Genomic DNA, 12,633 nt, shown 5'->3' on the forward strand with positions numbered 1-12,633 from the left:
GCCCGCATGGCGGAATTTACGGGCCGCTGCTTTGACCGCGCCATGTCGGAAATGGGCCCGACGCAACTGAACATCCCGCGCGACTATTTCTATGGCGAAATCAAGGCCGAAATCCCCAAACCGAATCGCCTGGACCGTGGCGCGGGCGGCGAACACAGCCTCAATGAGGCGGCCGAACTGCTGGCCAAAGCCAAGTTCCCCGTGATTATTTCCGGCGGCGGCGTGGTCATGGGAGAAGCGATCGAAGAGTGCAAGGCGCTGGCCGAGCGCCTCGGCGCGCCAGTGGTGAACAGCTATCTGCATAACGACTCCTTCCCCGCCAGCCACCCGCTGTGGTGCGGTCCGCTCGGCTATCAAGGCTCGAAGGCGGCCATGAAACTGATCGCCCAGGCCGACGTCGTCGTCGCCCTCGGTTCGCGTTTGGGACCGTTCGGCACCTTGCCGCAGCACGGCATGGATTACTGGCCGAAAAACGCCAAGATCATCCAGATCGACGCGGACAACAAGATGCTGGGTCTGGTCAAAAAGATTTCGGTGGGCATCTGCGGCGACGCCAAGGCGGCCGCCAAAGCGATTCTTGCGCGCCTCGATGGCAAGACGCTCGACTGCGACGCCACGCGCGAGGAGCGCTTTGCCACCGTGCAAGCAGAAAAAGCCGCGTGGGAAGAGGAACTGGACAACTGGACGCACGAGAAGGATGCGTACAGCCTGGACATGATCGAGGAACAGAAGAAAGAGCCGGGCAATTACCTGCACCCGCGCCAGGTCTTGCGCGAGCTGGAAAAAGCCATGCCGGAAGACGTGATGGTGTCGACCGACATCGGCAACATCAACTCGGTGGCCAACAGCTATCTGCGCTTTGAAAAACCGCGCAGCTTCTTTGCGGCGATGAGCTTTGGCAATTGCGGCTACGCGTTTCCGACCATCATCGGCGCCAAGGTGGCCGCGCCGCACCGTCCGGCCGTGTCGTATGCGGGTGACGGCGCCTGGGGCATGAGCCTGATGGAAACCATGACCTGCGTGCGCCACAACATTCCCGTCACGGCGGTGGTGTTCCATAACCGCCAGTGGGGCGCGGAAAAGAAAAACCAGGTCGATTTTTATAACCGCCGTTTCGTCGCCGGTGAACTCGACAACCAGAGCTTCGCGGAAATCGCACGGGCCATGGGCGCCGAAGGCATCACGGTCGACAAGCTGGAAGACGTGGGGCCAGCCTTGAAAAAGGCCATCGACATGCAGATGAATGAAGGCAAGACGACCATCATCGAAATCATGTGCACGCGCGAGCTGGGCGACCCGTTCCGCCGCGATGCGCTGAGCAAACCGATCCGTCACCTGGACAAGTACAAAGATTACGTCTGATGTGGCGGGTGTTGTTGGATTACGCCCTGGCGGGCCTCGGCGGCCCCGCTAATCCAACCTACCCAACCCACCCAACCTACGTGACTGTGTAGGTCGGATTAGCCGGGCGCAAGCCCGGCGTAATCCGACACAGCGCTGTGACCAAATTCTCACAGATTGTCACGAAAACATCATAATTTCATTAAAGAATACAAGGCGTCCCGTTTTTTGGATTATTTGATTTGACAAGGCCATGCTTAAGGCTTAAATTCAATAAAAGACAAAAAACGGAACGTAGCGTATCAAAAACGATTTACGGAGACAAAGATGAACACACGAGTACCTGCCGATGCCGTCACCACCGACTTCCTGCAAGCGTTCGGCGATGCCTGGAACCGCCACGATATCGAAGCCCTGATGGCCGCCATGGCCGACGACTGCGAATTTCACGCCGTGGCCGGCCCTGACTTGCTGGGCAAGAGTTTCATTGGCCGCGACGCCGTGCGCGCCGGTTTTGAGCTGGCCTGGCAAACCTTCCCCGATGCCGCCTGGCTCAATCCCGAACACTTCGTCAGCGGCGAGCGCGGCGTGACGGAGTCGACGTTTGCCGGCACCAAGGCGGACGGCACGCGCATCGAAGCGCGCATGGTCGACATCTTCACTTTCCGCGACGGCAAGATCGCCGTGAAGAACGCCTTCCGCAAGGATCGCCCACCGGTCGCTACCGGCAACCAAGCCTGAGCCAGCACGTTCACCGGGAATGATCATGAACAAACCTGTCGACACTCCATCTGACGTACTGGGCAACAGCACCGCCGCCCGCACGCCTTACGATCCCGCCTTCGATCCGCTGGTGGCCCAGCGTCCCGGCCACGGCAATGCCTACGCGCCCACCTACTGGATCGGCACGGCCGGCGAGCCGCCCGCCGACGACGGCCCCATCACGCATGACATCGACGTCGACGTGGCCATCATCGGCTCGGGTTTTACCGGTCTCTCCTGTGCCATCTTCCTGGCCCAGGAACACGGCATCAAGGCCACCGTGCTGGAAGCGAACCGGGTCAGCTGGGGTTGCAGCACGCGCAACGGCGGCCAGGCACAATGCACGACGGGCCGCCTGAAGCGTTCGCAGTGGATCGACCGCTATGGGCTGGACACGGCCCTGAAACTGCACACGGAAGTGTGCGACGCGATGCAAACGTTCAAGAAGATCACGGCCGACATCGATTGCGAGCCGCAGCCGGGTGGCCACCTGTACATCGCCCACAAGGCGAAAGCCATGCCCGCCCTGGTCAAGGAAGCAAAGCTCATGCGCGAGGTCTTCAAGTATGACGCCCGCATCCTCGACGCCGACACCGTCAAGCGCGAATTCGTCGACGACAAGGAAGCGGCCGGCGCGCTGCACGAGCCGGAAGGCATCGGCATCCACGCGGGCAAGCTGGCGTTCGGCTACCTGCGCAAGGCGCGCGCGCTGGGCGCCAAGGTGCACCCGTCGAGCCCCGTGATGGGCTGGGAGACGCGCAACGGCGTGCATTATCTGCAAACGCCAGGCGGCGTGGTGCGCGCCCGTGCCGTGGCCGTGGCCACGGGCGGCTACACCTCGCCCCATCTGCATCCGCAAGTGAAGAACCGCCTGCTGCCGATTTTGTCGAATTCGCTCGTCACGCGTCCGTTGACCCCGGCGGAAATCGCGGCGTGCAACTTTCGCACCCACCAGGTGATCACGGATACGCGTATTTTGCGCCATTACTATCGCTTGATGCCGGACAACCGCGTGCAGATCGGCAGCCGCAGCGCCATCACGGGCGCCGACGCGCCGGACGAGAAATACAAACAGTTTTTGATCAACGATCTGCACCGCAAGTTCCCCGCGCTGACCGGTATTCCCATCGATTACTCGTGGTGGGGCTGGGTCGACGTCAGCCACGACATGATGCCGCGCATCGTGCAGCCGGACCCGAAGCAATCGATCTTCTATTCACTCGGTTACGGCGGCAACGGCGTCATGTATTCGGCGCAGGCGGGCCGGCGCATGGCCGAACGCATCGCGGGCAAGGCCAGCGACACGGGCTTGCCGATCTTCAATTCGAAACTGCCGTATCCCAACATGATGGAACTGGTCGAGTCGCAAGCGTTCGCCCCGTTCCGCCGCCTGGGCCAGCGCTTCCTGTACCGCTGGTATCACTTGAAGGATGAAGTGTTTTAAATAGTAATAGCAGTAGCCGTACTAAGCCGCCGCATGGTTGACAAAGAGCAACCAGCGGCGCCTCCCGAAAGGGATGAGATTGCCCGCACGTTCACACATAACAATAAACTTGGAGTGAGACATGAACACAAATACGAGCAAAACGGTTTTTTCAACGATGCGCCGCGCCGTCCTCGGCACCCTGGTGCTGGGCGTCGCCCTGGCGTCCAGCGGTACGGTCTTTGCGCAAGGCAAGGAAGTGACGATTGCCTACCAGGAAATCAACGGTCCCTTCCTGGTGGCGATTGCCAGCGGCGAAGTGGAAAAAACCACCGGCTATAAAATCAACTGGCGCAAGTTCGACTCGGGCGCCAAGGTGGCCACGGGCATGGCGTCGGGCGACGTGCAGATCGGCGTCATCGGTTCGAGCCCCCTGACGGCGGCCGTCAGCCGCGGTGTCGATCTGCAGCTGTTCTGGATCATCGACGACATCAATGAAGCCGAAGCGATGGTGGCCCGCAATGGCGCCGGCATCAGCAAGCCCACGGACTTGCGCGGCAAGAAGATCGCCGTGCCGTTTGTTTCCACCACGCACTTCCACACCATGTTCGCGCTGGAAACGTGGGGCATCAAGCCGACGGAAGTGAAATTGCTCAACATGCAGCCAAACCAGATCGCCGCCGCCTGGGAGCGTGGCGATATCGATGCCGCCTTCGTGTGGGACCCGGCCTTGAGCAAACTCAAGCAAAACGGCAAGGTGCTGGTCACGTCCGGCGAACTGAGCAAGAAGGGCAAGGCCACGTTTGACGGCATGGCCGTCGAGCGCGCCTGGGGCGAGGCGAACGCGGACTTCATGGCCAAGTTCGTCAAGGTGATGGCCGCGGCCGACGCCGACTACCGCGCCAATCCGAAGGCGTGGACCATCGATTCCCCGCAAGTCAAAGCCAACGTCAAGCATTCTGGCGCGGCTGCCAAGGACGTGGCCGCTTCTGTGGCCCTGTACGCCTACCCATCGTTGCAGGAGCAGGCCTCGCCGGCCTGGCTCGGTGGCGGCGCGAAGGGCGGCGTGGCGCAAGCCTTGCTGGCCACGGCGCAATTCTTGAAGGGTGAAGGCAAGATCGACACCCTGGCCACCGACTACAGCAAATATGTCACGCCCCGGTATGCACAGGCCGCCGGCCTGCTGAAGTAAACGTTGTGCGATGGCGCGCCTGCGGGCGCGCTGACTGAACAGAATGCGTTGAACAGAACTGTGGGGACACAATGGAAAATCTGTACGTCAAGGATGTCAGCGTGATTTATCCGGGCAAGACGGCCGGTGAACGCGTACATGCCTTAAACAATATCAATCTCACCATCAATAGCGGCGACTTCGTCGTCGCGCTCGGTGCTTCCGGTTGCGGCAAGACCACCTTGCTGAGCCTGATGGCGGGCTTTATCGCTCCATCCAAGGGCGAGATCATGTTGGGCAGCAACAAGGTGGAAGGACCGGGCGCCGACCGTGGCGTGGTGTTCCAGAAACATGCCTTGCTGCCCTGGCTGAACGTGATGGAAAACGTGGAATTCGGCCTGAAGCTGCAAGGCGTGCCGAAAGCCGTGCGGCGCGAACAGGCGGCGAAGAACCTGGCGCTCGTGGGTTTGAAGGATTTTCACGACAATATGATTTATCAATTGTCGGGCGGCATGCAGCAAAGGGTGGGCATCGCCCGTGCCCTGACCAGCAATCCCGCCATGCTGCTGATGGATGAACCGATGGCGGCGCTCGACGCGCTGACGCGTGAAACCATCCAGGAATTGCTGCTCGATATCTGGGCCAAGTCCAGCACCATGTTCTTCTTCATTACCCACAGCGTCGACGAGGCGCTGTTCCTGGCGAACCGGCTGATCGTCATGTCGCCCCGTCCGGGCCGCATTACGCACACGTATGAACTCGATTTCAACAAGCGCTTCCTCGAATGCCGCGATGCGCGCGCCGTGAAATCGAGCCCGGACTTCATCGCCATGCGCGAAACCGTGCTCAACATCATTTATGGCGACGAGCGCGCGGTCAATAAAGAGCTGGAGGTGTCCCATGCATAGCCCATCCGTCGTGGGATTTCCTCCCACTACCGCCAAGCGCGCCGGTTTCTTTGGCCGCCTGTTCGCTCCCCGCTGCGCCATGCCCGGCGAAGCGTTCGGCGCGCCGGGGCAGGGCAATTCCAGCCGCATCGCCAGCGTCACCGTCATCGCCGTGCTGTTGCTGTGGTTTGGCGTGACGGCCAGCGGCATGGTGAAACCCTTGTTTTTACCTTCGCCGCAAGCCGTGTACGAGAAATTCATCATGGCGGCCACCACCGGTTTCGGCGGCGCCACGTTGTGGGAACACACGGTCGCCAGCCTGGTGCGCGTGTTCGGCGCCTTCGGCCTGGCTTGCGTGCTGGCCATTCCCATCGGCGTGATGATGGGCGTCAATCGCGTGGCACGCGGCATCTTCGATCCCTTGATCGAGTTCTACCGTCCGCTGCCGCCGCTCGCTTACTTGCCACTGGTTATCATCTGGTTCGGCATCGGCGAATTCTCGAAGGTCTACCTGATCTTCCTGGCCATCTTCGCGCCGATGGCCATCGCCGCCCGCGCCGGCGTCAGTTCGGTGTCGCTGGAGCAAATCCACGCGGCCTATTCGATGGGCGCCACGCGTTTCCAGGTCATCGTGCACGTGATCCTGCGCGCCGCGATCCCGGAAATTCTCACCGGCATGCGCATCGGCATCGGCGTGGGATGGACCACGCTGGTGGCGGGCGAGATGGTGGCGGCCACGCGCGGCCTCGGCTACATGGTGCTCAGCGCCTCCGAGTTCCTCGCCAGCGATGTGGTAATCATGGGCATTATCGTGATCGGCTTCTTTGCTTTCCTGTTTGATTTGATGATGCGCTACCTCGAACGTACCCTCGTGCCATGGAAGGGCAAGGTGTAAGACGTTCCCGGGAGTGGCGCGCACGCCACAAGTGTTGCCGCCGCTCCCTTTTTTTTTACCGCCATACCCCGTACGTATTCTCCAGCGCGCTTGCCCCTTGGCTGCCGCGCCGGGCCGCTGCATTTCCAGATTGACTTATGGCATGCAGCCAACCAGACTGATTTGATGATGTATCGATGCTGCTTGACGGTGTTGCCTAAATAAAACAAAGCCGCGCGGCAGGAGCAAGCCGCAGCAGGCCAGGGCGCACCGAGCTTCAGATATTACTAGGAGACAAACATGATTAGCGACAACCACAACAACACAGGCTTGCAGCACTCGCTCAAGCAACGCCACATGAGCATGATCGCCATCGGCGGCGTGATCGGCGCCGGCCTCTTTGTCGGCAGCGGCGTCATCGCCAAGGCCGCCGGCCCGGCCGCCATCCTTTCCTTCCTGCTCACGGGCGGCCTGGTCGTCCTGATCATGCGCATGCTGGGCGAGCTGGCCTCGTCCCTGCCCGTGGTCGGCTCTTTTTACGAATATGCGCGCCTGGCCTTCGACGACAAGCCGAAGGTGTCGAAATTCCTCGGCTTCATGAGCGGCTGGATGTACTGGTATTTCTGGGTCGTCGTCGTGGCTCTGGAAGCCATCGCCGGCGCCAAGCTGGTCAACTTCTGGCTGCCCGATGTGCCATCGTGGTCTATCAGCCTGGTGCTGCTCGTGTCAATGACGGTGCTCAACCTGTTCTCGGTGAAAGCGTTTGGCGAATTCGAATTCTGGTTCGCCTCGATCAAGGTGGTCGCCATCGTCGTCTTCCTGTTCGTCGGCGCCCTGTTCATCACGGGCAGCTTGCCCAACAGCATCCCAAGCCTGGGCTTTTTGACCAGTAATGGCGGCTTTATGCCCCACGGCTGGGGCCCCGTGCTGAGCGGCGCCGTCGCCGCCACGGCCTTTTACTCGGGCGCCGAAATCGTCACCATCGCCGCCGCCGAAACGTCGGACCCGGCCAAGGCCATCGCCCGCGCCACCAATTCCGTCATCACGCGCGTGCTGATGTTTTATGTCGGGTCCATGTTTGTCGTCGTCTGCATCGTGCCCTGGGATTCGCCGGCCATCGCCACGCCGTTCGTCAGCGCCCTGACGGTCATGAACATCCCGTACGCGGCCCACATCATGAACGCCATCATCCTGACGGCCGTGTTGTCGGCCTTGAATTCCAGCTTGTACGCGTCCTCGCGCATGATCTTCGCGCTGACGCGCCGTGGCGACGCCCCCACGGGCCTCGTCAAGCTGAGCAAGAACGGCGTGCCGATTCGCGCCATCCTGTTCAGCACCCTGTTCGCCTACTTCGCCATTGCCGTCTCGTATGTGTCGGCCGACCTGGTGTTCCCGTTCATCGTCAATTCCTACGGCATCCTGATCCTGTTTGTCTACCTGCTCATTGCGATCTCTCAATTGCGCCTGCGCCGCCGCCTGGAACGCGAATGTCCCGAACGCATCAAAGTGCGTATGTGGCTGTTCCCCTACCTGACGTATTTCACCATCATCGCCATGCTGGTGATCCTCGGGGCCATGAGCGTGTCGTCCGATACGGAGCAGCGCGTGTCGTTCTGGTTCGGCCTGCTGAGCGTGGTCATCATGAGCGTCATGTATTACATCAAGAAGCTGGTCAACGATGACCGCAACGGCGGTGCCCCCGCCGACACCAAAGTGGAGCTCAAACATGTCTGACACGACTTTGTTGCCCGCCGGCCGGCGCCGCTTCCTGCGCACCACGGCCACCCTGGGCGCCGCCGCCGTGGCGGGGCCTGGGTCAGCCTTGGCCGCCTCCGTCACTTTGCCGTTTGAAAATGGCGAGCGCGAACTGGTGGCCTTCCCGCAAAAGCGCCCGTTGATCTTGCTGACCAGCCGCCCGCCCCAGCTGGAAACGCCGTTCAGCGTGTTCAATGAAGGCGCGATCACGCCCAACGACGCATTTTTCGTGCGCTACCACTGGAGCGGCTTGCCCACCAGCATCGATGGCGACAGCTACCGGCTGCGCATCGGCGGCCTGGTCAAGGCACCGTTGGAACTGTCGCTGGCCGAGCTGAAAAAACTGGCCGAACCCGTCGATGTGGTGGCCGTGACGCAATGTTCGGGTAACAGCCGCGGCTTCTTCGCCCCGCGCGCGAATGGCGGACAGCTGGGCAATGGCGCCATGGGCAATGCCCGCTGGACCGGCATCCCCCTGAAAACCGTGCTGGAAAAGGCCGGCATCGCCGCCAGCGCCGTGCAAGTGGCCTTCAATGGCCTGGAAACGCCGCCCGTGGGCGACGGTCCCGACTTTCAGAAAGCCTTGTCCGTCGAGCACATCATGGCCGGCGACGTGCTGCTGGCCTGGGCCATGAATGGCGAGGACATTCCTTTCCTCAACGGCTACCCGCTGCGCCTGATCGTGCCCGGCTATTACGGCACTTACTGGGTCAAGCACCTGAGCGACATCACCGTTCTCGACAAGCCCTTCGACGGCTTCTGGATGAGCACGGGCTACCGCATCCCCGACAATGGTTCCGGTTTCATCGAACCGGGTACACCGGTGGGCAAGACGACGCCGATCAGCCGCCTTAACGTGCGCTCCTTCATTACCAGCGTGCCAGATGGCGCGCAAGTGAAGGCGGGGCGCGACCTGGCCCTGCGCGGCATCGCTTTCGATGGCGGCCAGGGCATCAGCGAGGTGACCGTCTCGGTGGACGGCGGCCAGACGTGGCAGGAAGCCAGGCTGGGCAAGGACCTGGGGCGCTTTTCGTTCCGCGAGTGGACGATGCTCATGAAGGCGCCGCGCAAGGGCAAGCACGTGCTGATGGTGCGCGCCGTCAACCGCATCGGCCAGAGCCAACCGATGAAAGCCCTGTGGAATCCCATGGGTTATATGCGCAACGTGGTCGAAACCACGCGCATCGACGCAGTCTGAGGAGATTCACATGGGAATGAACATATTGATTGCCGCGCTGGCACTGTCGGCGGCGGGCGGCGCGTGTGCGCTGGAGATCCACTTGCCGCCGGAAACGGCGACCTACAAACCCAGTGAATTGCCCGGCTACCAGCTGGTGCAGCGCAATTGCATGACCTGCCACGCGGCCCAGTATGCATCGAGCCAGCCGCCTGCCTCGCCGCGCGCCTACTGGGAAGCGACCGTCAAGAAGATGAAAAAGCCGTTCGGCGCCCAGTTTGACGACGCGGACATGCCGGCCATGGTCGATTACCTGGTGAAAACCTATGGCGCGGAGCGGGGCGCCGCCGTACCTGCCGCGGCCGTGGCCAGGCCGGCCGCAGCGGCTGTCCCGGCCGCCAGTGGCAAGGATGTCAACACCTTGCTGGCGGCGAATGGCTGCATGGCATGCCACGCCCTCGACCAGAAAGTGGTCGGCCCGGGTTTTGCCGAGGTGGCAGCCAGGTACAAGGGCAAGGACAATGTCGCGGCCGTGGCGGCGAACATCCGCAGCGGCGGCGCCGGCAAATGGGGGCCCGTGCCCATGCCGCCATTCAGCCAGCTCAGCGTCGCCGATGCGGCTACCCTGGCGAAATACGTGCTGTCCAGATAGCGCCTGGCCAGACCAGTGCAGTAGCGCACTTCCGCTCTTTTTCCTCTCCACAGGCATGCGCCATCTCACCCCCTGACTGAGGTGTTGCATGCCTGCCGCGCCGGTGTTCCTCGCGGAAATTTAAGCAGCCGCCCATCCCCGTAGCGCATCGTTAAAAATAATCTATATATCAATATTCATGTATTAAAAATTTATTTTTGCAAGTATGTGACATGCCAAGGCGCAAAAAGAAAGTGTGTCATGGAAGTCGTATCTTGCTATGGAAAAAATAACATTGTTTTGTGTTGCGAAAATGCTAATGCCTTGCCTAATTTTCAGATGTGGTGCCTGCGAGGAATAGCGTGTTGATAGTGGCGGTATTGCAATGTTGTTGTGTTGTAGCAACGACATTTTCAGTTGAAGTGCGCATTTTCATAGGACTTTTCGTATTTTAGGACTGTCGCCATTTAGGTCGCACCAATGTGGTGAACGAGGTCATCAGATAGGTATTTTCTCGCCTGACGAAGGGCTAAAATGGAGGAAGGTTGCTGAGCGGAACTTGATTTTTCAGTTGCCATCAAATTTAACATTGATGTTAAAAAATACTCCCATTTCAGCTTTTGTATTCCCCCATTGGTGCAGCCGGAAGCGGTGTACCTGGCGCGGGTGCGCCGCCAGAAAGGATGACCTTGAACACCAAATTACTTCCCCTGACCCTGCTGCTGCTGATCCAGTCCGCCTGGGCCGTCGATCCGCCGAACGCCGGCAGCCAGCTGCAGCAGATTCCCGTCGCGCCCCAGTTGCCGAAGGCGCCGCCGGCCATCCGCGTGCAGCAGGGCAATGTACCGGCCGCCACGGTGGGCGATACCACGCGCATCACGGTACGGCGCCTGCAGGTGACGGCGCCGCCCGTGTTTCCTGAAAGCGAACTGATCGCCAGCACGGGTTTCGTGCCGGGCAGCGAGCTGACCCTGGGCGAGTTGCGCGCCATGGCCAGTAAGATTGCCAGCTATTACCAGGAGCGTGGCTATTTCCTGGCGCAGGCGTATCTGCCGGCGCAGGATATCGAGGATGGCGTGGTGCAAATCAGCGTGCTGCCGGGCCAGTATGGGCAAGTGCAGCTGCGCAACCAGAGTAATCTGTCCGACGGCCTGGCCGGCGCGATACTGGCCGGTCTCGACGGGCAAGTGATTGCCACGCCGCCGCTGGAGCGGCGCTTGCTGCTGCTGTCGGACTTGCCGGGCGTGCAGGTCAGCTCGACCCTGGCGCCGGGAGCGTCCCTGGGCGCGTCCGACCTGATCGTCGAGGTGCAGCCGGGATCGCGCTTCAACGGCAGCATCGACGTCGATAACCAGGGCAACCGCTACACGGGCCGCAACCGCATCGGCGCCACCTTGAACATCAATGAACTGGCCGGCATCGGCGACGTGGCCAGCGTGCGCGCGTTTACCTCGGCCGACGGCTTGAACTACGGCCGCCTGGCGTATCAGGGGCAGGCCGGTTTGCTGCGCCTGGGCGGCGCCTACACGTATATGGATTACAAGCTGGGCAAGGAATTTGCCGTGCTCGAGGCCAAGGGCACGGCGAAGATCGCCAGCGCGTATGGCAGTTATCCGCTGATCCGCTCGCGCAGCAGCAACCTGTATGCGCAAGTCAGCTACGACGACAAGACGTTCCAGGACCGCACGGAATCGACGGGCACGGTCAACGACAAGACGGCCAGGGTGTGGATGCTGAACCTGAATGGCGACGCCAAGGATGGCTGGGGCGGCGGTGGCGCAAGCACCTATTCCGTGACGTACACCACGGGCAAGATCGACATCGAGACGCCGCTGGCGCGCCTGATCGACCAGCTGACGGTGAAGAGCAACGGCAGCTTCCACAAGCTCGCCTTCAACGCGGCGCGCCTGCAAAGCCTGGGCGGCGAGACGAGCTTGTTCGGCACCCTCAGCGGCCAGGCGGCGTCGAAAAATCTCGATGTCTCGGAAAAGATGGGCATCGGCGGCGTGGGCGGCGTGCGCGCCTATCCGGGCGGCGAGGCGTATGGCGACCAGGGTTACGTGCTGAATCTGGAACTGCGCCAGAACGTGACGGCCTTTGCGGCCTTGCCCGGCCAGCTGCAGGTGCTGGCCTTTGCCGACACGGGCAGCGTCAAGCTCAATCGCGACGCCTGGAGCGCCGGCGACAACCGCCGCACCCTGAGCGGGGCCGGTGTGGGCGTGACGTGGACGGGCGCCAATGCGCTCGTGCTGAAAGCGTATTACGCGCACAAGCTGGGCAATGCCAAGGCGACCTCGGCACCGGATGCGGCAGGCCGCTTCTGGCTGCAAGCCGTCAAGTACTTCTAAATTAGTACAAGTTAAAACACTCAGGACACCGCCATGAACCGCATCTACCGCTCCATCTGGAACCAGGCCACGGGCGCTTACGCCGCCGTGTCCGAAAACGTCAACTCGGCCGGCAAGCGCTCGATGCCAGGATGCAGCGGCGGCAGGGCGCATTTCGCCTTGACCAGCATGGCGGCGGCGCTGATGCTCGGCTACGGCAGTCTTGCGCTGGCGGGGCCGGCGGGCGGCACTGTGGTGGCGGGGCAGGCCAGCATCACCGGCGCG

At 61.6% G+C, this 12,633-nt stretch carries 11 protein-coding genes; all 11 read left to right on the plus strand.

The window, feature by feature from the left end:
• Nucleotides 1–1,362: sulfoacetaldehyde acetyltransferase (gene xsc / locus ACP7DW_RS28500; protein WP_426057749.1), on the plus strand; the 1,362-nt coding region annotated here is incomplete at its 5' end.
• 306 nt (nt 1,363–1,668) lie between these two features.
• The gene (locus ACP7DW_RS28505) at nt 1,669–2,082 is read left to right on the plus strand and encodes a nuclear transport factor 2 family protein (RefSeq protein ID WP_298409192.1); all 414 of its coding nucleotides are present in this window, start codon (nt 1,669–1,671) and stop codon (nt 2,080–2,082) included.
• A 25-nt stretch (nt 2,083–2,107) separates the two neighbouring features.
• Complete coding sequence (locus ACP7DW_RS28510) at nt 2,108–3,547, plus strand: NAD(P)/FAD-dependent oxidoreductase (RefSeq protein ID WP_426057750.1); 1,440 nt, start codon at nt 2,108–2,110, stop codon at nt 3,545–3,547.
• Nucleotides 3,548–3,668: 121 nt separating this feature from the next.
• On the plus strand, nt 3,669–4,718 hold the full coding sequence (gene tauA / locus ACP7DW_RS28515; protein ID WP_426057751.1) for a taurine ABC transporter substrate-binding protein: 1,050 nt from the start codon (nt 3,669–3,671) through the stop codon (nt 4,716–4,718).
• Nucleotides 4,719–4,789: 71 nt separating this feature from the next.
• Nucleotides 4,790–5,605, plus strand: a complete 816-nt coding sequence (locus ACP7DW_RS28520) for a taurine ABC transporter ATP-binding protein (RefSeq protein ID WP_426057752.1) — start codon at nt 4,790–4,792, stop codon at nt 5,603–5,605.
• 79 nt (nt 5,606–5,684) lie between these two features.
• Entirely contained in the window at nt 5,685–6,479 is a 795-nt protein-coding gene (locus ACP7DW_RS28525; protein ID WP_298409212.1) for an ABC transporter permease subunit, read from the plus strand.
• A gap of 279 nt (nt 6,480–6,758) precedes the next feature.
• Nucleotides 6,759–8,192, plus strand: coding sequence for an amino acid permease (locus ACP7DW_RS28530; RefSeq protein WP_426057753.1), 1,434 nt, complete (start codon nt 6,759–6,761; stop codon nt 8,190–8,192).
• Nucleotides 8,185–9,411 (plus strand): molybdopterin-dependent oxidoreductase, encoded by a 1,227-nt coding sequence (locus ACP7DW_RS28535; RefSeq protein WP_426057754.1) that lies wholly within the window; start codon nt 8,185–8,187, stop codon nt 9,409–9,411. Before ACP7DW_RS28530 ends, ACP7DW_RS28535 begins: the two co-directional genes overlap by 8 nt.
• Before the next feature lie 10 nt (nt 9,412–9,421).
• Nucleotides 9,422–10,042: a c-type cytochrome gene (locus ACP7DW_RS28540; RefSeq protein ID WP_426057755.1), complete on the plus strand. Its 621-nt coding sequence runs from the start codon at nt 9,422–9,424 to the stop codon at nt 10,040–10,042.
• 668 nt (nt 10,043–10,710) lie between these two features.
• A complete protein-coding gene (locus ACP7DW_RS28545; protein WP_426085251.1) occupies nt 10,711–12,369 on the plus strand; it encodes a ShlB/FhaC/HecB family hemolysin secretion/activation protein in 1,659 nt (552 codons plus the stop codon).
• 33 nt (nt 12,370–12,402) lie between these two features.
• On the plus strand, nt 12,403–12,633 hold a 231-nt coding region (locus tag ACP7DW_RS28550; protein ID WP_426057773.1), incomplete at its 3' end, for an ESPR domain-containing protein.

Source organism: Janthinobacterium sp. PSRC1-1, assembly GCF_049897525.1.
Taxonomy (GTDB): Bacteria; Pseudomonadota; Gammaproteobacteria; order Burkholderiales; family Burkholderiaceae_D; genus Janthinobacterium; species Janthinobacterium tructae.